Origin of the sequence: Bartonella sp. AP40SXNS (assembly GCF_042195825.1) — a bacterium.
Classification (GTDB): domain Bacteria; phylum Pseudomonadota; class Alphaproteobacteria; order Rhizobiales; family Rhizobiaceae; genus Bartonella.
The window spans coordinates 1-21,468 of sequence record NZ_JBHIPB010000010.1; the positions used below are offsets into that span (position 1 = coordinate 1).

Annotated in this window: 25 protein-coding genes and 7 pseudogenes; 25 read left to right on the plus strand and 7 right to left on the minus strand. The window is 38.7% G+C overall.

The window, feature by feature from the left end:
* Window positions 1-201: 201 nt before the first annotated feature.
* A complete protein-coding gene (locus tag ACFILZ_RS07110) occupies window positions 202-804 on the minus strand; it encodes a S24 family peptidase (RefSeq protein WP_375607556.1) in 603 nt (200 codons plus the stop codon).
* A gap of 100 nt (window positions 805-904) precedes the next feature.
* Between ACFILZ_RS07110 and ACFILZ_RS07115 the strand changes: the two genes are divergently transcribed.
* Together ACFILZ_RS07115 and ACFILZ_RS07120 are read left to right on the plus strand one after the other, a co-directional pair.
* Window positions 905-1,039, plus strand: coding sequence for a hypothetical protein (locus tag ACFILZ_RS07115; protein ID WP_375607557.1), 135 nt, complete (start codon window positions 905-907; stop codon window positions 1,037-1,039).
* Between the two features lie 127 nt (window positions 1,040-1,166).
* Window positions 1,167-1,367, plus strand: coding sequence for a hypothetical protein (locus ACFILZ_RS07120; protein ID WP_375607558.1), 201 nt, complete (start codon window positions 1,167-1,169; stop codon window positions 1,365-1,367).
* 64 nt (window positions 1,368-1,431) lie between these two features.
* Here the strand turns inward: ACFILZ_RS07120 and ACFILZ_RS07125 are convergent, their stop codons facing one another.
* Window positions 1,432-2,010 (minus strand): hypothetical protein, encoded by a 579-nt coding sequence (locus tag ACFILZ_RS07125; RefSeq protein ID WP_375610746.1) that lies wholly within the window; start codon window positions 2,008-2,010, stop codon window positions 1,432-1,434.
* Window positions 2,011-2,083: 73 nt separating this feature from the next.
* On the opposite strand from ACFILZ_RS07125, the gene ACFILZ_RS07130 reads away from it, so the two are divergent.
* The 5 genes and pseudogenes from ACFILZ_RS07130 (at window position 2,084) to ACFILZ_RS07150 (ending at window position 5,327) form a co-directional block, all read left to right on the plus strand.
* On the plus strand, window positions 2,084-2,551 hold the full coding sequence (locus ACFILZ_RS07130) for a crossover junction endodeoxyribonuclease RuvC (protein WP_375610745.1): 468 nt from the start codon (window positions 2,084-2,086) through the stop codon (window positions 2,549-2,551).
* A pseudogene (locus tag ACFILZ_RS07135) lies at window positions 2,544-3,646 on the plus strand (DUF1376 domain-containing protein). Before ACFILZ_RS07130 ends, ACFILZ_RS07135 begins: the two are co-directional and overlap by 8 nt.
* Window positions 3,630-4,016, plus strand: coding sequence for a hypothetical protein (locus ACFILZ_RS07140; RefSeq protein ID WP_375682359.1), 387 nt, complete (start codon window positions 3,630-3,632; stop codon window positions 4,014-4,016). The pseudogene ACFILZ_RS07135 and the gene ACFILZ_RS07140 overlap by 17 nt, the downstream one beginning before the upstream one ends.
* 181 nt (window positions 4,017-4,197) lie before the next feature.
* Entirely contained in the window at window positions 4,198-4,524 is a 327-nt protein-coding gene (locus tag ACFILZ_RS07145; protein WP_375607510.1) for a hypothetical protein, read from the plus strand.
* 272 nt (window positions 4,525-4,796) lie between these two features.
* Window positions 4,797-5,327: an antA/AntB antirepressor family protein gene (locus ACFILZ_RS07150; RefSeq protein ID WP_375610743.1), complete on the plus strand. Its 531-nt coding sequence runs from the start codon at window positions 4,797-4,799 to the stop codon at window positions 5,325-5,327.
* A gap of 46 nt (window positions 5,328-5,373) precedes the next feature.
* Here ACFILZ_RS07150 and ACFILZ_RS07155 read toward each other — a convergent pair whose 3' ends face one another.
* Window positions 5,374-5,679: a BrnA antitoxin family protein gene (locus tag ACFILZ_RS07155; RefSeq protein ID WP_375610742.1), complete on the minus strand. Its 306-nt coding sequence runs from the start codon at window positions 5,677-5,679 to the stop codon at window positions 5,374-5,376.
* Window positions 5,657-5,956: a BrnT family toxin gene (locus ACFILZ_RS07160; protein ID WP_375610741.1), complete on the minus strand. Its 300-nt coding sequence runs from the start codon at window positions 5,954-5,956 to the stop codon at window positions 5,657-5,659. The genes ACFILZ_RS07155 and ACFILZ_RS07160 overlap by 23 nt, the downstream gene beginning before the upstream one ends.
* Window positions 5,957-6,173: 217 nt before the next feature.
* On the opposite strand from ACFILZ_RS07160, the gene ssb reads away from it, so the two are divergent.
* The 9 genes and pseudogenes from ssb (at window position 6,174) to ACFILZ_RS07205 (ending at window position 11,593) form a co-directional block, all read left to right on the plus strand.
* On the plus strand, window positions 6,174-6,620 hold the full coding sequence (ssb, locus tag ACFILZ_RS07165; RefSeq protein WP_375610740.1) for a single-stranded DNA-binding protein: 447 nt from the start codon (window positions 6,174-6,176) through the stop codon (window positions 6,618-6,620).
* A gap of 9 nt (window positions 6,621-6,629) precedes the next feature.
* Window positions 6,630-7,176, plus strand: a pseudogene (locus ACFILZ_RS07170) (hypothetical protein).
* A gap of 93 nt (window positions 7,177-7,269) precedes the next feature.
* Complete coding sequence (locus ACFILZ_RS07175) at window positions 7,270-7,527, plus strand: AbrB/MazE/SpoVT family DNA-binding domain-containing protein (RefSeq protein WP_375610739.1); 258 nt, start codon at window positions 7,270-7,272, stop codon at window positions 7,525-7,527.
* On the plus strand, window positions 7,527-7,859 hold the full coding sequence (locus tag ACFILZ_RS07180; RefSeq protein WP_375610738.1) for a type II toxin-antitoxin system PemK/MazF family toxin: 333 nt from the start codon (window positions 7,527-7,529) through the stop codon (window positions 7,857-7,859). The genes ACFILZ_RS07175 and ACFILZ_RS07180 overlap by 1 nt, the downstream gene beginning before the upstream one ends.
* Before the next feature lie 385 nt (window positions 7,860-8,244).
* Window positions 8,245-8,565, plus strand: a complete 321-nt coding sequence (locus ACFILZ_RS07185) for a hypothetical protein (RefSeq protein ID WP_375610737.1) — start codon at window positions 8,245-8,247, stop codon at window positions 8,563-8,565.
* A gap of 3 nt (window positions 8,566-8,568) precedes the next feature.
* Window positions 8,569-9,146 (plus strand): annotated as a pseudogene (locus tag ACFILZ_RS07190) (hypothetical protein).
* Window positions 9,147-9,739: 593 nt separating this feature from the next.
* Window positions 9,740-10,339: pseudogene (locus tag ACFILZ_RS07195) on the plus strand (antA/AntB antirepressor family protein).
* A gap of 250 nt (window positions 10,340-10,589) precedes the next feature.
* Window positions 10,590-11,297 (plus strand): annotated as a pseudogene (locus ACFILZ_RS07200) (antA/AntB antirepressor family protein).
* Window positions 11,298-11,314: 17 nt separating this feature from the next.
* Entirely contained in the window at window positions 11,315-11,593 is a 279-nt protein-coding gene (locus tag ACFILZ_RS07205; protein WP_375610736.1) for a hypothetical protein, read from the plus strand.
* 63 nt (window positions 11,594-11,656) lie between these two features.
* On the opposite strand, the gene ACFILZ_RS07210 is transcribed toward ACFILZ_RS07205, so the two are convergent.
* The gene (locus tag ACFILZ_RS07210; protein WP_375610735.1) at window positions 11,657-12,703 is read right to left on the minus strand and encodes a Fic family protein; all 1,047 of its coding nucleotides are present in this window, start codon (window positions 12,701-12,703) and stop codon (window positions 11,657-11,659) included.
* Between the two features lie 94 nt (window positions 12,704-12,797).
* On the opposite strand from ACFILZ_RS07210, the gene ACFILZ_RS07215 reads away from it, so the two are divergent.
* The 9 genes and pseudogenes from ACFILZ_RS07215 to ACFILZ_RS07255 all read left to right on the plus strand — a co-directional run bounded on the left by ACFILZ_RS07215 (window position 12,798) and on the right by ACFILZ_RS07255 (window position 20,229).
* Complete coding sequence (locus tag ACFILZ_RS07215; RefSeq protein WP_375610734.1) at window positions 12,798-13,349, plus strand: hypothetical protein; 552 nt, start codon at window positions 12,798-12,800, stop codon at window positions 13,347-13,349.
* Between the two features lie 30 nt (window positions 13,350-13,379).
* Window positions 13,380-15,308, plus strand: coding sequence for a phage terminase large subunit family protein (locus tag ACFILZ_RS07220; protein WP_375610733.1), 1,929 nt, complete (start codon window positions 13,380-13,382; stop codon window positions 15,306-15,308).
* Between the two features lie 3 nt (window positions 15,309-15,311).
* Window positions 15,312-15,560, plus strand: coding sequence for a phage head-tail joining protein (locus ACFILZ_RS07225; RefSeq protein ID WP_375610732.1), 249 nt, complete (start codon window positions 15,312-15,314; stop codon window positions 15,558-15,560).
* Complete coding sequence (locus tag ACFILZ_RS07230) at window positions 15,560-17,104, plus strand: phage portal protein (protein ID WP_375610731.1); 1,545 nt, start codon at window positions 15,560-15,562, stop codon at window positions 17,102-17,104. Before ACFILZ_RS07225 ends, ACFILZ_RS07230 begins: the two co-directional genes overlap by 1 nt.
* Window positions 17,094-18,161 (plus strand): annotated as a pseudogene (locus ACFILZ_RS07235) (S49 family peptidase). The gene ACFILZ_RS07230 and the pseudogene ACFILZ_RS07235 overlap by 11 nt, the downstream one beginning before the upstream one ends.
* A gap of 110 nt (window positions 18,162-18,271) precedes the next feature.
* Window positions 18,272-18,424, plus strand: coding sequence for a hypothetical protein (locus ACFILZ_RS07240; protein WP_375682360.1), 153 nt, complete (start codon window positions 18,272-18,274; stop codon window positions 18,422-18,424).
* A complete protein-coding gene (locus tag ACFILZ_RS07245; protein ID WP_375610730.1) occupies window positions 18,421-18,792 on the plus strand; it encodes a head decoration protein in 372 nt (123 codons plus the stop codon). The genes ACFILZ_RS07240 and ACFILZ_RS07245 overlap by 4 nt, the downstream gene beginning before the upstream one ends.
* A gap of 15 nt (window positions 18,793-18,807) precedes the next feature.
* Window positions 18,808-19,875: a major capsid protein gene (locus ACFILZ_RS07250; RefSeq protein WP_375610729.1), complete on the plus strand. Its 1,068-nt coding sequence runs from the start codon at window positions 18,808-18,810 to the stop codon at window positions 19,873-19,875.
* Between the two features lies 1 nt (window position 19,876).
* Window positions 19,877-20,229: pseudogene (locus ACFILZ_RS07255) on the plus strand (hypothetical protein).
* A gap of 172 nt (window positions 20,230-20,401) precedes the next feature.
* On the opposite strand, the gene ACFILZ_RS07260 reads toward ACFILZ_RS07255, so the two are convergent.
* Both ACFILZ_RS07260 and ACFILZ_RS07265 read right to left on the minus strand, forming a co-directional pair.
* Entirely contained in the window at window positions 20,402-21,151 is a 750-nt protein-coding gene (locus ACFILZ_RS07260; protein ID WP_375610728.1) for a hypothetical protein, read from the minus strand.
* Window positions 21,106-21,345: a hypothetical protein gene (locus ACFILZ_RS07265; protein WP_375610727.1), complete on the minus strand. Its 240-nt coding sequence runs from the start codon at window positions 21,343-21,345 to the stop codon at window positions 21,106-21,108. The genes ACFILZ_RS07260 and ACFILZ_RS07265 overlap by 46 nt, the downstream gene beginning before the upstream one ends.
* Between the last annotated feature and the right edge of the window lie 123 nt (window positions 21,346-21,468).

Consider the following 21,468-nt stretch of genomic DNA (forward strand, 5'->3'; position numbering starts at 1 on the left):
CATCAAGTGTTCCAGACTCTGCAATGTTTTGATTATCATCGTAGGAAACTAATAAAATTTCATTGGAATTAATAAGAGTTGGCTTATCCATAATTTTCCTCCCTAACGCCTCTTGGCGATTGTTTGTGCGTGGTTTGCATAATTACTTATACGCAAATGTATAAACATAAGCAAGCAATAGAATCAAAAACTTTATTGGGATTATTTCATAAGTAGACGATAGGATTTGCGCGGTAATATCGCAACTATTTCTCCAACCCATTTTATCTTTGCATTTTTAATAGGTAGCGCATTCCATGATTTGAGTACAATGCCCTCTGAAGAGCGAGTAATTTGTTTGATGAAACGCCTATTATCTTCTGTTAGAACGACAACTTCATCACCGTAATAATCGCTCATTGGCTTTGTTTGCAGATGTTTAACTACGATTAAATCACCATCTTTATACACGGGATACATGGAATCTCCACGAACCATGAATCCTATTGTTTCAAAAGGCAAATCAAATGGTATTTCGATTGTTTCAAGCCCATTTTCTGGGATTTGCTCAACATCGGTATCAATCTCTAATCCTGCTCCTATATACCCCATAACAGGAACAACTGTAGTAATTTGATTATAACCTTTTAAGCTTTTATAAAGTTCTAAAATTGCGTCTCTGTGTGAACCTCTGGGATCTGATTCACTTCCTAACCATCTTGACACGGTCGCTTGGGTTACATTTAATCTATCGGCAAGATCTTTTTGATTAAGACCAAACTCAGATTGCAATACTTGCAATGTCGCAATGATATTTTTCGTCATAATTAATTACTTATGATTTTAAAATTAAAAAAATCTATTGTTTTTTTTAATTAACTCTATACAATTGCGTATATGGTTAAAATCAAGGAGCTTAACTCAAATGGACACAGAGGAAAAATTAAAGATTAAGTCTATCCGAAAGTGTTTATCGCTAATACAAAAGGAATTAGCAGATATTTTAGGTGTTAAGCAAGCTTTTTTTGTCGTTGGGAACAAGGCAAAGGACTATCTTTAAATAGTTATTTAAAGCTGCAAAAGTTGAAGGATAGTTCTAGCTCTAGTTCTGCTTTTATTGCTGCTCATACAGATAATGATGAACAGCAACAGCACCATTCACACTCTTAAAGAAGAAAGAAAATAAAATGGATTACGGTTTGGCAGCGATGATTGTGTTTTTTATAGTCAATGTAATCATGTTTTTTGCTGGCTTTTACTTTTATAAAATGACGAAAACGCATGAAAAAGACAAAATAATAGCACAATTAAGTATATTAATTAACGAGTTAGAAAAAACAGTATCGAAAAGAAGAATTGTGGGGACCTTTGGAGGCTATGAGCAGTAAAACAGAATAAGTTACTTAGATGTGTTTGCTTCTTCGCCTTTAAAAGCAAAGAAGCATAGAACAGTCAATGATTAATCTCAAAGTGGGATGAAAATTGTTGATAGGGCTTTTGACGGAAAAAACTGGGCCAAAAACGAACTTGAAGTGTTTTATATGGATCATTTGACGAGGTGTGTTCAAGAATAAAAACTGGAACGGTTATCTTATTGGAATTTTCTGTTTCTGTAGGTCGAATTTTTATACTCCAAACGCAAGTAGATCCGCCATGTAAACTAAAGAAATCAATATCGATGGTATCTGTAATGGGAAATGCTATTAAATCGATGTGTTTTTGAGATATATTGGGAGTAGTTTTTAGTGACTTTCGATAACGCGAATTGTAGGCGCTATGGAATGCCTCAACAAATTGAAATGGGCTATTTTCGTCTATTCGTATATGATTCATTTTTATTGGTTGTTTTGTAGGGTTTTTGATTTCAAATTCTACAGTAACAATATTGTGTGGTGGTATGACTTCAATCTTAGGTTCCTCAATATTAATCTCCAACTTTGGCTCTAAATTTTGTGATGCCTTTTCTAATATTGCAATTTTCCTTTTGATATTAACCAGTTGGCTTTCCAAATTTTTTAGCTTTTCTTGCATATTTCTCCCCTGCGGTTTCGAAAAAAATGATGATCAGATACGATTAAAAAATACTCTTAAATTGGAATAGCAAATGATTAACACGATTCTTTTTCTTGATCTAGGGACTAAGACAGGCTGGGCGCTTCGTGAAGCAGATGGTTTTATCACAAGTGATACAGAACATTTTCAATCACGCCGTTTTGAAGGCGGTGGCATGCGTTACTTGCGCTTTAAGAAATGGCTTACTGAACTAAAGAGGTCTGTTGATGAAATTGATGCAGTGTATTTTGAAGAGGTCCGCCGGCATGTGGGTACAGACGCTTCTCATGTTTATGGGGGCTTTCTAGCAACATTAACGGCGTGGTGTGAACATCATCAGATACCGTATGAAGGCATTCCCGTTGGTACCATTAAGAAAGCAATGACAGGCAAAGGAAATGCCTCAAAAGCAGAAATGATTAAGGCAATGCGTGCAAAAGGTCACGCGCCTTGTGACGACAACGAAGCAGATGCTTTGGCAATTTTATATTTAATGAAAGAAGGGGATGCGCATGTCTAATGGTATGCCATGGATAAGATTCCATTTGTATGACTGGATAAGTGGTACAGATGGAATGACGTTAGAGCAAAGGGGCGCTTATATGACGCTTCTCGTTCGCATGTACGATAAAAAAGCACCAATTAAAGAAGATTTTGAAACGCTTGCAATTGTTCGCAGAAAAAATTTGCAACTCTTGTCGAATACTTAATGAGGAATGATAAACTTGTTGAGACAGATAATGGATTGTGGAATACACGCGTTGAAGAAGAGCTGAATGATTTTGCTGATAAAAAAGAGCACATATCGCAAGTTCGTAGTGAGGCTGGTAAAAAAGGTGCAAAAGCAAAAAATAATATAAAACAACATATTAATAATTTTGCTGAAGCAAATGATAAGCAAAATCTAGCTATAAAGAACCAGAATAAGAATAATATATATAAAAAAAATAAAACTATCGTTTTATCAAAAAAAGAAATTGATTTTGAAGATTTAGAAATCACTGATTTGGTTGACGAGCCAATCGAGGTTGCTGCTGTTGAGACCACATCAGAGCAAATCGAAACCTCATCAGACAACCAACCTCCCATTCACGAGCAAGAGAACGTTCCCAAAAAAGCAAAACGAGCGCAAGCTAATCGCGGTTGTCGATTGCCAGAGGATTTTGAACCGGATTACGATTTTGCAATCGAAGAGGGCTTGCCTCCAGAGCGCGTGAAAGTCGAAATCGCAAAATTTCGAGATTACTGGCGTTCAAAAGCCGGAGCAAATGCAACCAAAATCGATTGGCAAGCAACATGGCGTAACTGGATACGCAAGGCGGTTGATGATTTAGAAAAAATAAAAAACACGAACAACAATGGTGGAAACAATGGAAACTTTTCAAAAGATCAAAGAACTCGCGGTGGTACCGGAGAGGCAATCCGTAATCTTATCGGTGCAACACAGCTTAGTGACGCCTCTACAAAACGCCATACAACAGATGGCAAAATATGTAACACTGGAATGTCCATGGACCTTGATCAGTGGCATGGAATTGACACCAGTCCTAGAGAAACAAGCTTTAGAAGCCTATCAGACAGTCCAAAACTTATTTACCGTGAAAGCATCTGTTGAAGATATAGCAGAGGCTCTTGATGTGCTTGAAGGTGGTTTGACAATGCAAAAAGTTTCAAATCCAGAGGCGCGTGCAAAGGCTTATATCGCTGCTCTTAACGGCATCTCACTCTGGTCTTTGTTGCAAGCTGTTAAAAATCTTATCCGTGGTGAGGCAAAAGGTATGTCAACAACCTTTGTCCCCTCATGTGCTGATCTGGCGCAGTATTGTCGTGATTTAGAAAGCGGGCTTTATGGTGTTGCTGAGAAGGTTTTTATAGCAGTTGAAAATACGCGTAACCTAGCCTTAGGAGGCAAGCGCATTTCATGCATGAGAATAGGCAAGCCTAGTGAAGAGTGTCATGACAGTAGCAGTTCCAAAGCAGCCTAAAACAGCAAAATAGTGAAAAGTGCTGATCATTTTTGGATTAGATATGTATTTAAACAGACAAAAAGGCACCATACAAAGCGATTTAAAGATTTTATGATGAAAACCACATCTGTAATACAAAACGCTCTGTACGGTCAAATTTTAGGTAAATTAACCTATTGGTAAAAATAGGAATTAAAACATGGAAATATTAAAACGAAGATTCTTTAAAAAACGTAAACAGCCTATGCAAAAAAAGTTTATCGCAACGGCTGTTGGGTATGTTCCTTGGGGAGATGGAGCAGAGGAGTATTTTTACAACCTCTACGAATATGAAGACGGTACAAGAGAGTGTGAAAAGTTTGATGGCGGTCAGTATTATACCACACCAGAAAATGCGGATTTTAGTACCAAAGCGCAAGTAAAAGCATGGGTTTACGGTGGGAATATTCCGAAAAGCGTTCTCAATTACGAGCCTCTTATAGACGAGATCAATAAAGGCATAAAAAAACTATCAGAAGTTGCTTGACAATATGGCAACATTATGTCTATTGTCGAATCAGGTGCCTAGAAAACACCTTAAAACAACTAGCGGATTGGTTGCCGAAATAACTGATCTTCCGCAATTTAAAAGCTTTGACTCATTGTGTGCTACACGCATATAATAATTTTGTCGGGTGTGGTTATGCCATAAAATACCCTTTTTGGGAAAAGCATAACGACGGGCTAGTTGCCGTGTTTTCTAGCGCCCGGCATTCTCTTTGGATGTCAATAGAAAACCTTAACAACTAGGAGTTCACAATGAACACTCTAATTAAAATATCAGAACAAGCTGTTGGACAAGAAATTATTCAAACCGTTAATGCACGTGAATTACATGCGTTTTTGGAAGTAAAACGAGACTTTTCTAATTGGATTAAAGATCGTATTAACAAATACAGTTTTCTAAAAAATCAGGATTATATAGTTTTCGCCAATTTTGGCGAAAACCTCCAAGGTGGTCGTCCAAGTACAGAATATCACCTCACTCCAGACATGGCAAAAGAGCTTTCCATTGTTGAACGCAATGAGAAAGGCAGACAAGCTCGTCGTTACTTTATTGAGTGTGAGAAAAAGTTAAAAAGCCAATCTGTTGATTATGACCATGATACACGCTTTGATTTTCCAAAAGATTGGGATAAAATGTCTCCAACTAAAAAGGCTGTTTATATTTATGGTCCTCTTCATATGCATCTTGTTAAAGCCTTTACATTGGTAGAAGAAAGCAAACAGTATAAAACACTCATTGAAGAAGTAAAACAGGTTTTAGAAAAATCTGTTAAAGCTGCTTAGTTTTTTAATATAACTCTCTTTCCTTGCTTTTTAGAGGAAGGAGAGGTCAACGCATTGAACGAAGCATAGCATCACGTAAAATGGCGTTAATCCGCGTCTGGTAGCCTTTTCCTTGACTCTTAAGCCATGCTAATACGTCTGAATCCACACGCACTGTTGTGACAGTTTTCTTTGGTTTATAGAATGGATTGCGCACTGCATTTTTCCAGAATGCATCATCTAGTGGTGGAATATCACTATGATCAATTGTGCTATCCGGCATTACAGCCAGTTTTTCAATTTCAACTCTTTGTTTATCTGTCAAAGGCGATAAGTTACCTACATCAATTTCATAACGAACTTTCTTCTTCATAATGTTTTCTCTCTTTCAAATTAGCACGCCGTGCTGAAATAATACGGATTACCTCTATGCCATCTTTATCATCATGAACAGTATGCGCTACGAGTAGCAATAAAAAACCATCCACAAGCCCTAAAGTCTGCCAACGATATTCTCCGTTTTCAATACGGTCTTGTTTAACCATAGCGAATGGGTCGGTAAAAACACGTGCAGCTATTTCAAAACTTACACGGTGCTTTCTAAGATTACTTTTCGCTTTAGCTTCATCCCATTCAAATCTTATTTTCATGTCTTATGTTAATACATTTATGTATGTATATCAAGAGTTTTAAATACAAGATTGAAGTATCTATATAACACATCTTTTTTATGAATAATTTATCAAATAAAATTATAAAGTAATTCTTTAAAAAACTGTTATTAATCAACTGAAATAATTGAAAAAATAATAAAATTATGCTAAGATTTTTTTACATATTTAAATACAAATTTAAGGTAACTAAAACATGCTAAACAAAGTGACATTAATCGGACGCCTCTGTGCTAACCCAGAAAGCAAAACCATGACTTCTGGAGCTGAAATAGTCAATTTTAGTATAGCAACTTCTGAAAGCTATACTGATAAAAAGACCAATCAAAAAGTAGATAAAACGGAATGGCACTCCATTGTGGTTTTTAATCCACATTTAGCAAAAGTTGCTCTTCAGTATCTCAGTAAAGATTCAAAGGTTTACATTGAAGGCAAATTACAAACACGCAAATGGCAAGATAAAAATGGGCATGACCGTTACACAACAGAGATTGTCTTGTCACAATATAAAGGTGAACTGCATTTGCTTGATGCAAAGAAAGAACAATCGGCACACCCCTCACCCATTACTTCTCAAAATTATGCTATTGCTTCAGGTGCTGCTGATCATAGTGCATCTCTTAATGACAGCATACCATTTTGATTGAAAAATATGACAAAAAGAAAAAAACATGCAAAACGTGGACGCCCTCGTATTAATGGATGTATCAGAGAACCCAATGGTCGTATCTCACGGACAAAAATGCCTCATGATCCCATTGACAAATTGGCAATAAATGCGTGCCAAACGCTTTGGCTTGACCATAGAAGAGGCTAAAAATCCGCTTTCCGGTACCTATATTGGGCGGCTTTATTTGCAAGGCGAAATCAATCAAGACCAATATGATGCTGCGCAAAAATATCTTGAAGTGAGAAATGATTATCTCTGTGCAAAAACATTGCCTAGTGCAATTTATGATAAAATGCCTTCATCTTCTAATGAAGAAGCTAGAAAAAAATGGGTTGAATTTACAACAAAACAACTTTTGAATATGCAAGAGGTAATAAAAGAAACACAACACCTTTACAGACAGCATAATTTTTATGCTGCGCTACAGTATCTTGTTAGTGAAGATCAAGAATTATCATACCTTGTACCTTCATTGCGGATAGTCCTTAACGCTCTCCAGAAATATTTTAACCAAAAAAATAAATGCTAAATGTTTTACTAGTATATTTATAAAAGCATCAGAAACTCTTGAAATAGCTTTTTGAATGTTATATTTTTATATAATATTTTGAGAGGTTGTTTTATGCATACAACGAAATTACGTAAAGTTGGAGGATCAGTAATGCTTTCTATACCACCCTCACTGCTTGATGTCCTTCATCTTACTGAAAATGCGCAAGTTGGTTTGACTATTGATAATGGACAATTAGTTGTGAAACCACAAACATTTCCTAGTTATACTCTTGATGAATTGTTAGCTCAATGTAATCCGTCAGATGATTTTGTAGATGAGGATATAGAATGGTTTAATACTAAACCTGTTGGTAAAGAGCTGTTGTGATGAAGCGAGGCGAAATTTGGCTAGTATCTCTTGATCCATCTTCGGGTTATGAACAAAAAGGAACGCGTCCTGTATTAATTGTATCACCGGGAGCGTTTAATCGTGTAACGAAAACACCTATTGTCTTGCCTATTACAAACGGAGGAAATTTTGCTAGAACAGCAGGCTTTGCTGTCTCATTAATGGGAGTGGGATTACATACAACGGGCATAATACGTTGTGACCAACCACGTGCTCTTGATATTGGAGTGCGTCAGGGAAAGAAAATGGAAGCAGTACCCCCCATGATTATGAACGAAGTCCTTGCTAAGCTAGCAACATTTCTTACGTAGTTGGTTCAAATCTTTATCTCGTACCGTAAAACATCGTTCTCTGAAACGAGGCAAAAAGCCAAGTAAAAGATTTATTTAAATGGGATTATTATTGCATCACTTGTTTGTCTGAATACTAAGTTTAGATTTTTAGAAACAAAAAATGTACAAAATATAGATTTTTTCTCTTGACAATGTGTAAAAAATTTTACTTAATGGTTGTGCTGTTCCTAGGTGTATTGTGTCTAAAATTCAAAAATATCCCTTAAAATTTGATAAAATCTTAAGCTTTCAAGAGAGCTTAAATTACTGTTTTTATTGATAAAACAGGATAATCTATTTTGCACATATCAAAAACCATTAAGTAACCAATGATGTCATTAATTATGACTCAAAAGGAGCGAAGATGAAAGCAATCATCACGAAGCCAATGTGTGTTGTCGGCGATAATAAAAGCACTGTTCGTTTTGAAATTTCAACTCCCAATAATCCATTTGTTGAGGTATCCAATCAAGTCTATGCTCGTCTCAAGCGTGCAAATGCTACTAAACCCTTTGTTGATGTTAAAACAAAAATAAAGCCCGACAAGGTAGTTGAACAAATTAAGCAAATAGAACAAGAAACAAACCAAATATCATCTGAGACAGTACCAGAGGAAACCTCACTCGAAAAGCCTAAAGCATCTAAAGTTTCTAAATCATCAACACCTACCCCAAAAAAGGCTTAGAAGTTGAAGTTAATCATCCACCAAAAATGGTATCTTCAACAGGTAAAAGATACCTTCACAAGCCTTCAAGCACCACGTCTTAATTGGGCTCTGCGTAATGCTCTAAACACTGCAGCAAAACAAGTTGAACGCTTTACTGAAAAGCAAGTTACCGACATCTCATCAGCCAAATCAAGCGTTTTAAGCAAGGTGTTTATATTAAAGAAAAAGCGACAGCAAGGTTTCTTGAGACAGGTATCATTGGTTCTGGAACACCAATACCTCTTAAATTTTTTAAAGCAAAAGAAACAAAACGCGGCGTAACTTACACACTGTTTGGAAAGAAAGAAATCTTACCCCATGGTTTTATCAAGGGAGGCAGTTTTCCAAAGCGTGTTGAATTGAAAATGGGAGGGAATGTGTTTCAAAGAAATGACGGAGATCAATTCCCCATTGCAAAACAAGAAGGACCTTCAATTGCTAAAGTGATGTCCAAGCCAGAGATTGCAAGTGCTATTGTAAAAGAAGCCAATGAAAGACTAATCAAAAACATACAGAGACAACTTAAACGTCAAGAATACGCTGCCAATAAGAAAAGCTAGATCATGTTCTCAAGCTTTATCTATATATTCCATATCCTTATGAGGATAGGCATTACATATTCTTATTGCAATCTTAAAAACAGATTATCACTTATGCTTCTCTTTTTTCATAAAAAAGTTAATAAAATCAATGCAAAAGGTACTTCCCAGCGAGTTGGCTTCGTTGCGGGGCAGACTAGTGCGAATTATCGCTAGCGACAGAATTTTCAATTTGACTGTACATTGTACACATAACACATTGATAAATAACGAATTTAATGTGCACTAATATACACCTTGTACAATAGTGGATTATTTTTTAGAAAAAAGTTTTTACCACTTGACAATATGGCAACAATATGAATAATCGAATCAGGTGCCTAGAAAACACCTTAAAATACCAAGCGGATTGATTGCCGAAATAATCAATCTTCTGAACATTAAAGATTTTGACTCATTATATGCTGTGGCATATAAAGATCTTGTCGGGTGTAGTTACGCTATACAATACCCTTTTGGGAAAAGCATAACGACGGACTTGGTACCGTGTTTTCTAGCACCCGGCACTCTTCATAGAGTGTCAATAGAAAACCTCTATTACCAAGGAGTTCATCATGAACACTCTTATAGAAATATCAGAACAGGTTATTGATCAAGAAACTGTTCAAACTGTTAATGCGCGTGATTTGCATGCGTTTTTAGAAGTAGGTAAAGATTTCTCTACTTGGATTAAATATCGCATCAACAAATATAATTTATTAGAAAATCAGGATTATTTAGTTTTCACCAATTTTGGGGAAAACCTCTAAGGTGGTCGTCCCTCTAAAGATTATCATCTCACCTTAAGCGTAGCCAAAGAGCTCTCTATGCTTGAAAATAATAAGAAAGGTAGAGAAGCTCGTTTATATTTTATCGAATGTGAAAGACGGTTAAAACAAGTAGCAACACCACAGATAGCCGCTCCACAAGTTGATTATTCCAAACCCGAAGCATTACTTGGTGTTTTGAATCACTTACAAAGTCAAATAGAACAGAAAGACCATGTTATTGCCGAATTGACTCCAAAAGCAGAGGCACTTAAGGGTCTAAAACGCTCTGATGGTCTGTTTGGTTTAATTGAAGCAGCAAAGATGTTAGAAGTGCGACCAAAAGATTTAACTGATTACTTTTATAAAAACATTACATTGCCACTTGACATTGTAGCGACAATATGAATAATAGAATCAGGTGCCTAAGAAACACCTTAAATCGATAGCGGATAGATTGCCGACACAATCTCTTCTCCGCACATTAAAGACTTTGACTCATTATATGCTGTGGCATATAAAGATCTTGTCGGGTGTAGTTACGCTATACAATACTCTTTATGGGGAAAGCGTAACGACGGACTATCGACCGTGTTTCTTAGCGCCCGGCATTCTTCTGAAATGTCAATAAGAAACCTCTAATCGATAGGAGTTCACTGTGAACACTCTTATAGAAATTAAAGAACGGGTTATTGATCAGGAAACTGTTCAAACTGTTAACGCGCGTGATTTGTATGCGTTTTTGGAAATAAAGTCTGAATTTAGAAATTAGATTAAAAATCGCGTTAAAGAATGTAAATTTCAGGAAAATATAAACTTTATAACTGCGGTAAATTTTTACCGGGGTGGAAAAATAAAAGAATACCACATTACGTTAGACATGGCTAAACATCTTTCGATGATAGAGCGTAATGATAAAGGGCATGAAGCACGTCAATACTTTATCAAATGTGAACGGCTTTTAAAATAAGTAGCTGTTCCACAAATTGACTACTCCAAACCCAAAGCATTACTTGGTGTTTTGAATCACTTACAAAGTCAAATAGAACAAAAAGATCATGTTATTGCCGAATTGACTCCAAAAGCAGAAGCTTTAGAAGGTTTAAAACGCTCTGATGGATTGTTTGGTCTTATTGAAGCAGCAAAGATGTTGGAGGTACGACCAAAAGATTTAACCGATTACTTGCGTAAACATGATTGGGTGTATCGACGGGCTCCAGGGGCGCCTCTGTTACCTTATCAGGATAAAATCAAAAAAGGTTTCATGGACTGTCCTGCTATTACTATCCAAAGATCAGATGGTACAGAAAAGGTGCTCCCTTCAACGAAAATCATATCCAGAGGATTAGCATGTTTAAGAGAGTAAATTCATGGAGGTGTGCAATGAAGATAGATACCAACTTCTTATGCGATTTATGGATGGCATTATCTCAATTTTCTAGACATGAAAATATGAATGATAAAAATTGTACAGCTCTGGTTGATACTATGAATGTCATAGAAAAAGCTTTGATTTCAAAACTTCAGGATGAGATGCCAAGTATACTTAAAATCTTAACAGTTCTAACAGATTTTGGTGATTCAGAGTTACCGAATAGCATGGAACATTTGTTGCGAACTTACGAACAAAATTTCGATAGCCCTATTAAAAAGGTTGCTTAAGTTCAAAAACAGAAGTCCCCTCCCCGTTCTCAAAATGGGGAGGTGGTTAAGAAGGCAATAAAATTAAGGTGCGCTATACCAAGTTGATCGTCCACCACCATGACGTATCAAAAGGCCTTTTTCAACTAATGATGTAAAAGTTACTTTAAGTGTATTAGGGCTTGCACCAACCTCACGCACCATATCGCGGGTTGTAACTCGTCCGTGATTACGCACATAATCAAGAATGTTAAGAGCCAATTCAGATAAGGAAAAAAGAGCATTTTTTTCACTCTCTATTTTTATTTCTAATTGGCGTTTTTGTTTTTGTAGAGCACGTAAAAAAAAGAGTATCCAAGGTTCCCAATTGGGTGTTTTAGTATAAATTGTTTTTTGAGTCTGATTCAGAGCTAAGTAATAGCTTTCTTTATTATTCTCAATAATGCTTTCAAGTGATGAATATGGTACATAAACATAACCTTTTTGTAACAAAAGCAGGGTGGTTAAGATACGGCTTAAACGTCCATTTCCATCTTGAAAAGGATGAATAGCTAAAAATGTAACATTAAAAATACCAATCGTAAGTAAAGGATGAAGATCCTTTAATTCATTGGTTTTATTGAACCAAGTAATAAGCTCTTGCATTCGGTATGGTGTATCAAATGGTGTAGCTGTTTCAAAAACAATGCCAACCATTTTCCCTTGAGAATTAAATGCTGCTACATCATTGCGTAAAGTCTTATATTCACCTCGATGTCGTTGGTCTTTCTCACTATTACACAAAAGATCACGATGAAGTTGTTTAATATGATTTTCAGTAATAGAAATATCACTCCAAGATTGAAAGATTGTTTCCATAACCTTGGCATAACCGATAACTTCTTGTTCATCACGACTCTTGAAACGTTTAATTTCTAAGTTTACCAAAAGCTGTTCGATTTCGCGGTCTGTTAACTTACTCCCTTCAATGCGTGTGGAAGATCCAATACTTTCAACAGTAGCAATATGACGAAGAGCGTTCAATCGCTCAGGTGCAAGAGTACCAAGGGCGCGCCATGCCCCTTTGAACTCATCAATTTCAGCAATGAGAGCCAACAATTCTTGTGTAATTTGGAGTGTATCTGTTTTCATACCGGAATATAGACCCGATTATACCCGATTGTCAATCATTCGTAACACCGTAACCACCTCCTTCTTAGGACAGAAAAGAAGGCAAGGAGCAACTATGACCAAGAAAGTTCGTGAGGGGATATCGCTTCGTGCGTTTGCCAAAAAGATGCGTGTTTCTCCTAATGCAGTGGTTTCTCGTCTTAAGACAGGGAAATTTGATAAGGCTCTTTTTGAAGATGGTTCTGTCAATGAAGCCCTTGCCACAAGCATCTGGAATGAGAATCCAACAAAACGCCCTGCTCCATTTTTAGCACCGGATGGCCAACCGCGAACAAAGATCAAACAAGTCTCTACAGAGGGTGCCAATGAATACAAGATAAAACTGGAGCGAATGCAAGTTGCGCTTGAAAGCGAAAAGATTGCCCTTGAACGCTTACGCGAAACAACCGTTGACCGTGAAGAAGTCAAGAGAGCAGCGCGTGAGTTTGGAAGAGCACACCGTGACGCTATGTTGAATTTTCCTCATCGATTTGGTGCAAGCATTGCTGCACAAGTTGGATGTGATGCTGCAAGCCTAATCGGTGCCATTGATTATTACATACGAAAGGCTTTGCTTGAAGCTGTTCATATTCCAGTTCCTTATCATGATCCTCAACCTCCAGAATGAGAGAGTTTTGGGGCGAGCAAAGAATGAATAATGGATGAGAATGCTGTTACAGAATTTTTCGCCCATGCCAATGATGCAAGACAACCGGACCCACCATACACGGTTTCGCAATGGGCGGATAAGAATAGATACCTTAGCACCGTAGCAAGTGCTGAACCTGGATTGTGGAGAACAAAACGCACCCCCTATTTGCGCGAAATCATGGATAATCTTTCTTCTTACGCGCCAATTGAAACAACCATTGTCATGAAAGGGGCGCAGGTTGGCATGTCAGAGGCAGGATTAAATTTCTGCGGTTATGCTATTCATTATAGTCCAGGACCTGCCCTTTATGTCATGCCAACCGTTGAGACAGCCAAAAAGTTTTCAAAGACGCGGCTTGATCCCATGATTATGGCAAGTCCAGTTTTAAGTGAACGCATAGCCCCAGCACGAGCACGTGACAGTGGGAATACCATGTTTTCGAAAGAGTTTGATGGTGGTGCTCTGATGCTTACAGGGGCAAACAGTGCTGCTGGTCTGCGTTCTATGCCCATTCGTTATCTGATTTTGGATGAGGTTGATGCCTATCCTCTCAGTGTCGATAACGAAGGTGATCCAGTGATGATTGCGGAAAAGCGCACATCAACCTTTGTACAACGAAAGATCTTTAAATTGTCCACCCCTACCCACCGTGACACAAGCCGTATTGCCAAGGATTTTGTACTAGGAGACCAGCGATATTACAACGTGCCTTGTGATGCATGTGGTACACTCCAGCCGATTGTTTGGTCACAAATCAAATGGCCGAAAGGAGCTCCCGAAAAAGCTGTGTTTGTTTGTGCCCATTGTGGTCATGAACATGCCGTGCACCGAAAAACAGACCTCATGTGTGAAGAAAGAGGTGCATGCTGGGTCCCCACCAGTGAATCAAGCAGACCCAATTTGCGCTCTTATCATATTTCGGCACTCTATTCACCTTGGCTTACATGGGGAGAATGTGCAAGAGAGTTTTTAAATGCCAAAGATGATCCAGCTCTTCTACAGCCTTTTGTCAATACAGTGCTTGGAGAGCCATGGGAGGATAGAACAGGCGAAGTTGTTGATCCTGATAGCCTCTATGCAAAACGCGAAGATTATCCCCTTGCACCAGAACAATCCGTCGTGTTGACAGCAGGCATTGATGTGCAAAATGACCGTTTAGAGCTTGAAGTGGTGGGATGGGGGCGTAGTGAAGAAAGTTGGCATATTGATTATCAAGTGATCCTTGGTGATCCCTCTTCTTTTGAAGTGTGGGACCAATTGGATGAATATCTTGCAAAACGTTGGCCGCATCCAGGCTATAAAGAGGGGATTAGGATAACAGCTGCTTGTATTGATACCGGTGGTGGACACACACAGGCAGTTTATAATTATGTACGCCCGCGTGAAGGGCGGCGTATCTGGGGCATTAAGGGGCAAGCGGGATGGCGTGCGGTATGGCCACGCCGACCAAGCAAAAACAATAAGGGGCAGATTAATCTCTATATTGTTGGTGTTGACGCGGCAAAAGATATTATCACGGCACGGTTTAAAAAATCGGGACCTGAAGCATCAGGGGCTGGTGCAACACACTTTCACAAAAGCCTTGACCAGGAATATTTTGACCAGCTAACTGCTGAAAGAAAAGTCATCAAATATTTCAAAGGCTTCAAGCGTATTGAATGGCAAAAAAGTGAAAAGGCAAGAAACGAAGCCTTGGATTGTAGGGTCTATGCTTATGCGGCTTTACAAGGTCTGATTTCGGCGGGAATAAACCTTAATCGAGAAGTTGATATCTTAGAAGAGCGTTTGGAAAAACTTAAAATTGAAGGTTCTGTAGAGCAACCAACATCTGGGATTTCTTCATTCACTTCTCCAAGAAGATCTCAGATAGCAAAACCTCAAAGGAAACAATCCAGAACAGTGATGAATCCTTATATGCGAGGGGATTGGAGGTAATTTGTGGATGAAACTTTAGGACAATTTAACAGCAAAATTAACAGACTGGAAAGTTTAAAAAGGCGGCGTGAACAAATTGAAGAGGCTCTTTATTCAGGTGCACAATCGGTACGCCATGGCGATAAGCAAGTCAGTAACCGCTCTGTTGAGGAACTGCGCAGAGCGCTTGAGATGCTGAACACACAAATAGCCAACCTTGAAGGACGCAAGCGTTCACGCGTTTTCTATTTTAATATATCACGAGGCTATTAATGGCTGGCTTTATCAATAAACTCACGGGCTTTTTTAAAATTTCTCGTCAACACAATCCCCATTTTGAAGCGGCAAGCAAAAGCCGCCGTATGGGTGGTTTTGACCCCGCAAAAAAACATATTAATAAAGCGATTGAAGAATGCGGTGATACCATTGTTGCCCGTTCAAGATGGCTTTATGACAATGAATCTCTTTATGGGTCTGCAACAGAAGAATGGGTCTCTGCGGCTGTTAGTGATGGGATTAAACCCTATCCTCGTATTGAAGGTTTTCAAGAAGAAAAGAAAAAGCTTTTAGACTTATGGTGGCAATGGGTTGATGAGGCGGACTATGATGAAGATGCCAATTTTTATGGACTTCAAGCAACCATTGCACGAGAAGTCTTTCTAACTGGTGAATGTTTTGTAAGACTACATTATGTTGACCTCTACGGGCGCTCTGGTGTGCCGCTTCAATTACAAGTTTATCCCACCGAAATGTTAGACCTTACTTACAATGGACCGGCTGATATTGAAGGCAATTACATTCGTATGGGGATTGAATTTAATGCCAGTGGCAAGCGTGTTGCTTATCATTTCTGGGAACATCACCCCTATGATGATGTCCCTGCAAATATGGCATTTGAGAGCCAAGAGCGCGTGCGTGTCCCTGCTGAAATGGTCATTCATATCAAAGAACGCCGGATTGCCGGACAATTGCGCGGTTCTCCCAAAATAACGCGCTCTATGACAAAAATCTTTCAACTCGAATCCTATGATGATGCAGAACTTGATCGAAAAAGGACGGCGGCTCTTTTCGCGGCGTTTGTCAAGGACAATTCCCCAAACGTCGCAAAATTATCCGATAATCGTGATAAAAACGACGTTGAAGAAGAATACGAAGCACCTGCCATTGCACCCGGTGCATCTCTTTATTTAGGAGAGAATAAAGAGGTTACATTCTCTAATCCTGTTGAGGTTGGAGGTTCTTATGAGGCTTTCCAATTTCGCAATATTTTAAAAATTTGCTCGGCTCTCAATATGCCTTATGCCGTTGTTACTGGAGACGTTACGCGCGGTAATTTTTCCAATGTGCGAACCTCTATCATTCAGTTTAGACGGCATGTCAAACAATGGCGTGAACATATCATTGCCTTTCAGTTTAACCGCATTGTTTGGGAACGTTTTGTTGAAATGGCAGTACTTTCTGGACGCGTTCACTTACCCGGATGGGAAGAAAATTCCTTGCCATGGCTTCAATGTGAAAGCTTTGCGCCCCCGCTTGAAATGATTGATCCAAACAAGGATATCTCAGCGGAAAAAGAAGAAATTCGTGCAGGCTTGAAAACACGACGCATGGCACTGGCCGAACACGGCTTTGATATCGACAGCATTCATGCAGAACTTGAGGAAGAGCACACAGACGCTCGTGCACGCGGCTTATCTTTTGATACAGATATGGCAGCACTCTCTGGTGAAAATCAAGCGATTGATGATGAAGATTCAGACTCTTCTGAAACTTATGAAAGCAACCAAGGCAGTGAGGCACACAAAAATGGTGAATAATCTTGACATGCCGTTTTTGGCATCACGGCTTTTTGGGGTTCCACACATGCTTGCCTCCACAAAGCTTGATATCATCCTTAATGCTCTTGCCCCACGCCTTTTTGCAGGCGAAAAGTTTCCCATTGAAGCTTATTCGCAAGGGAGTACAGAAGCTTTCAGACCACCAGAAACCTATGTGGTGCAAAACAATATTGCTATAATACCTGTTCATGGCACGCTTGTACGCCGCGGTGCATGGCTTTGAGCTTTATCGGGTTTGACTTCTTATGAAGGGTTAAGAGCTTCTTTTCGTGATGCCATGGCACAGCCTGATGTGAATGCCATCTTACTTGATATTGACAGTGGTGGTGGAGAAGCCGGTGGCATCTTTGATTTGGTTGAAGAGTTTCAAACCCTTTCAAAACAATACAATAAACCCATTTGGGCGCATGCCAATGAATTTGCTTGCTCGGCGGCTTATGCCATTGCTTGTGCGGCTTCTCAAATCTGGGTTGCACGCACCGGTGTTGTAGGCTCCATTGGGGTTGTTTGCGCCCATCTTGACCAATCTCGTGCGGATGAGAAACAGGGGCTTAAATGGATCTTTGTTTTTGAAGGTGATCACAAAACGCATGGCAATCCTCACGAACCCTTGAGCGATACAGCACAGATAAAAATGCAAGCCGATTGCGCCCTGCTCTACGAGATGTTTATCGATTGGGTTGCAAAAAACAGACCTCTGAGTGCGGACGCAATTCGTGACACAAAAGCAGAAACTTTTATAGGCACCCAAGCTTTAGAGCTTGGATTAGCAGATGCGCAGGGCACCCTTGCGCAAGCTTTGGAAGCCTTAACGGATTCCATATCACAAACCCCAACAGCAACAAAAGAAGGAAAAAACACATGGCACGCACACAATACCGCGCCCAAGAAGAGGATGATGAAAAAATTGTCGACATCATCAACGAAGATGAAGATGAAGAGGACGAGAGCGACATTGACGAAGATGCCGAAGTCTTTGACGATGAAGAAGAAAACGAAGACGAAGATGAGGACGAAGATAAACAAGAAAGCATAAAAGCTGCTCTTGAAAAGGAAAGAAAACGTGGCAAAGCACTGATAAACCTTGAAAGGCAAGCAAAGCGCCTAGGCGTTTCTTTTGATGCCGCAAAAGCCATTAAAAGCGGCATGAATGTTGAGAAAGCAAAAAATGTTGTTTTAACTGCTGCTGTCTCGAAAAGTTCATCTTTTAAATTATCACCCACGGTTCCTCACAGTGATGGAACGAGTAAGGCAAAAATTCATACAAAATGGGACACAGCTTGGAGGGCAATAAAATGAATAATATTATTTATGAAGACGTACGCAATGGCGCTTATCTTGGACCCTACGATACGGATATGTCAAACGAAGAAGTGGTTTTTGCATCAGGAGCCTTCATTGAAGCAGGAACTGTCATGGGGAAAATTACAGCATCAGAAAAATATGCCCCCCTTAATCCAGCAGAATCAGATGGCAGCCAAATCCCTGCTGGAATTTCTTTTGCCACTGTTGATGCCTCTCAAGCCGATCAACGTGCCGTGATTACAGCACGCTTATGCACTGTAAAAGCTTCTGAACTGCTATGGCCAGATGCCATTACAGATGAACAAAAAAGTGCGGCCATTCAATCTTTAGAAGACAATAACCAAAATTATGTTACAATGTGATAGGAGATTATACATATGGATATAAATTTTTTTAAACACGACGCTTTCTCAGCTTCCAGCATGATGAAAGCGATTAGAGACTATGCATTTCAACCAGGTCTTATCGGTTCTCTCAATCTTTTTGAAAAAATCGAGACAAATACAGCAATAGTTAGTATTGAAAGGAGAGATATATCACTTATTCAAACGAGTGAACGTGGTATGTCTTGTGCAAATGATGACAAAACTGATTGCCTTCGTTTTTTTAAAACAACACGGATTGCCAAAAGTGATGCTATTAAAATAGAAGAAATCTACGGTTGGAATGAATTGAAATTAGAAGATCAGTTAGAGATGGCAATGCAATATATTGTCAGAAAACAAAAGAAACTGATTTCTGAAATCGAATTGATATGGGAAAACATGCAACTTGGCGCTGTTCAAGGTGTTGTTCTTGATGCCGATGGTTCAGTGATTGTTGATTGGTACAAGGAATGGAAAATTACACCACCAGAGCCGATTGATTTTAAACTGAATGTTGAAACAACAAATGTTGCGGACCACGTTGATCAAGTCATTATGAAAATGATTGAAACTTCAAAGGGTGCATTCACTGATCGTTCACGCATTATTGGGCTTTGTGGACATGAATTTTTCTCCAAATTGAAAAACCATAAAACAATTCGTGAGACCTATCTCAACACAGCTTTTTCACAAACTTTGAATAGCGCCGGAGATGTTGCAACACCAAGTGCAATTGGTTCAGGGAGCTTTAGCAGTTTTGACTTTGCTGGTGTCACTTTCATTAATTACCGGAGTGTTCATAACTATAATGTGAGTGCGAATGTTGGAACAAAGCGCGCCATAGGCATTAAGCCTGATGAATGCCAATTCTTTCCTGCCAATGCGCCTGGCGTTTTCCAGAAAGCTTTTGCACCAGCAGAAATTGAGAATTTTTCTCATACGATTGGAAAACCTCTTTATACTGTTCTTATTCCAGATTCTGGTTACAACACATGGGCCAAACTTGTTGTGTGCAGCTATCCACTTTATATTTGCACGCGTCCTGAAATGCTGTTCAAAGCCGTTATTGGAGCGAAATAACATGCGATGGCATGGGCTGCTAAACAAATGATTAAAGATGTGCGCAACACCTTTGGGCAGCCCGTCATCTACAAGCGAAAGGATAATCAACAATCGTTTTGGATTACAGCGATTTATGGCATTAAACATTCGGAATCGGAGGCTGGAGGCAGAATCCCCACGACAATCGCAAAAAAGGAACTTGATGTTTGTATTAATGATATCGGGGGAATACCACCAAAACCTCAAGATAGTATTGTGGTCATCTCACCTGAAAACAACAAAGCCCCCTCTCAAGAACACTTCGTGATCACAAATGTCCAAGCCTCTGAATCCGGTATGTATAAACTTATCTTGCGGGAGACAAAAAAATGAAACATCTTTGTCTTGTGTGTTTAAAAATCAATAAGGCTGCCCAAGAGCTCGGATTACTGCTACAAACCTTGGACTTGGAATAGAACTAAATCGGTAATTCCATGGTGCACCGACCGGTACGGTGACTGATGTGACATCCTTGGTATTTTATAGATACTGATGCAATTTTTTCTCAAGTAGTCCTTTCATTATCTTCAGAGCTTTCAAATACAATAGCTTGATTTGTTACTAAAAGACGTCCTAAAAGTGGAGTCTTTTCACCAATATTGAAGGTAACGCGTTCTTGAACTCCCAACAGTTTTTCATTTTGTGCTAAACGATAATCATACTCACTTGCGTCAAGTTCTTGAAACATTTCACATGCTTCCTCAAAATTAGAGGGAGGAATATCTGACTGCCACAAAGCAACTTCTTCTTCAAAGCATTTTTCCCTTTTACTTGCAATATAGACAGGGATAATCAAAAGTAAAATGATAAGAATTGGTACTAATAACCATAGCGTAATACTTATTATTACAACAATGCCTCCAATCAGTAGAGCACAAAGAAGAAAGATCTGCACTCTCTTTTCTAACCGTTTTTTTTCAAGTTCCGGCGACATTTTATTAACAACTGATAAATCAGAAGAAGGATGGAGATGGGGAGGAGGCATTAAAACCTGCTCTGAAATGTTTTCTTTAAAACGTTTTTTGCGTTTATCTTGCCAATGAACAAAAATAGACAATGCAATAAATGCAAAGAAAATTAACCTGAACCATCCCCAAAAACCTAGACCATCATTTTCGTCTAACTTTTTGTCTTGAACATGGGTATTTTGCTTATCTGTATTCTCAGGTAATGCCCGTGTCACGCTTTCATTTTGAGCGACAACATTTATTAATAAAGTCGAAGAGGAGGAAAAAATTTCATTATTATACGCCACTTGATCTGGTTCGATTTTTTGAAAAAAAACGCACCTACTATTGCAGAGCCGAGAAATAATAAGACTCCAATGCCAAGGGTTTTCAATCCATTTTTACGCCATTTTTTTATACACACTAAAACAAGTCCGACAACCATCACCGGTAACGACAACAAACATACGATCATCGCAATTGTGTCAAGTATGTCGAGCATTATTTTCCCCTCCACTATAAATAAAAAACTAAGCTGGAAAATCTAAAGTGAGTCGACAAATAAAGTAAATATGTGCTTATGATTTTTAGAAAAAAGTGATATTATTACAGGAGTATGAATAAT

Bases quoted from the DNA above. Each gene is read 5' to 3' on its own strand.
- ACFILZ_RS07110 (WP_375607556.1), bottom strand. From the start codon at position 804: ATGACGAAAAATATCATTGCGACATTGCAAGTATTGCAATCTGAGTTT.
- ACFILZ_RS07115 (WP_375607557.1), top strand. From the start codon at position 905: ATGGACACAGAGGAAAAATTAAAGATTAAGTCTATCCGAAAGTGTTTA.
- ACFILZ_RS07120 (WP_375607558.1), top strand. From the start codon at position 1,167: ATGGATTACGGTTTGGCAGCGATGATTGTGTTTTTTATAGTCAATGTA.
- ACFILZ_RS07125 (WP_375610746.1), bottom strand. From the start codon at position 2,010: ATGCAAGAAAAGCTAAAAAATTTGGAAAGCCAACTGGTTAATATCAAA.
- ACFILZ_RS07130 (WP_375610745.1), top strand. From the start codon at position 2,084: ATGATTAACACGATTCTTTTTCTTGATCTAGGGACTAAGACAGGCTGG.
- ACFILZ_RS07145 (WP_375607510.1), top strand. From the start codon at position 4,198: ATGGAAATATTAAAACGAAGATTCTTTAAAAAACGTAAACAGCCTATG.
- ACFILZ_RS07150 (WP_375610743.1), top strand. From the start codon at position 4,797: ATGAACACTCTAATTAAAATATCAGAACAAGCTGTTGGACAAGAAATT.
- ACFILZ_RS07155 (WP_375610742.1), bottom strand. From the start codon at position 5,679: ATGAAGAAGAAAGTTCGTTATGAAATTGATGTAGGTAACTTATCGCCT.
- ACFILZ_RS07160 (WP_375610741.1), bottom strand. From the start codon at position 5,956: ATGAAAATAAGATTTGAATGGGATGAAGCTAAAGCGAAAAGTAATCTT.
- ssb (WP_375610740.1), top strand. From the start codon at position 6,174: ATGCTAAACAAAGTGACATTAATCGGACGCCTCTGTGCTAACCCAGAA.
- ACFILZ_RS07175 (WP_375610739.1), top strand. From the start codon at position 7,270: ATGCATACAACGAAATTACGTAAAGTTGGAGGATCAGTAATGCTTTCT.
- ACFILZ_RS07180 (WP_375610738.1), top strand. From the start codon at position 7,527: ATGAAGCGAGGCGAAATTTGGCTAGTATCTCTTGATCCATCTTCGGGT.
- ACFILZ_RS07185 (WP_375610737.1), top strand. From the start codon at position 8,245: ATGAAAGCAATCATCACGAAGCCAATGTGTGTTGTCGGCGATAATAAA.
- ACFILZ_RS07205 (WP_375610736.1), top strand. From the start codon at position 11,315: ATGAAGATAGATACCAACTTCTTATGCGATTTATGGATGGCATTATCT.
- ACFILZ_RS07210 (WP_375610735.1), bottom strand. From the start codon at position 12,703: ATGAAAACAGATACACTCCAAATTACACAAGAATTGTTGGCTCTCATT.
- ACFILZ_RS07215 (WP_375610734.1), top strand. From the start codon at position 12,798: ATGACCAAGAAAGTTCGTGAGGGGATATCGCTTCGTGCGTTTGCCAAA.
- ACFILZ_RS07220 (WP_375610733.1), top strand. From the start codon at position 13,380: ATGGATGAGAATGCTGTTACAGAATTTTTCGCCCATGCCAATGATGCA.
- ACFILZ_RS07230 (WP_375610731.1), top strand. From the start codon at position 15,560: ATGGCTGGCTTTATCAATAAACTCACGGGCTTTTTTAAAATTTCTCGT.
- ACFILZ_RS07240 (WP_375682360.1), top strand. From the start codon at position 18,272: ATGAATGTTGAGAAAGCAAAAAATGTTGTTTTAACTGCTGCTGTCTCG.
- ACFILZ_RS07245 (WP_375610730.1), top strand. From the start codon at position 18,421: ATGAATAATATTATTTATGAAGACGTACGCAATGGCGCTTATCTTGGA.
- ACFILZ_RS07250 (WP_375610729.1), top strand. From the start codon at position 18,808: ATGGATATAAATTTTTTTAAACACGACGCTTTCTCAGCTTCCAGCATG.
- ACFILZ_RS07265 (WP_375610727.1), bottom strand. From the start codon at position 21,345: ATGCTCGACATACTTGACACAATTGCGATGATCGTATGTTTGTTGTCG.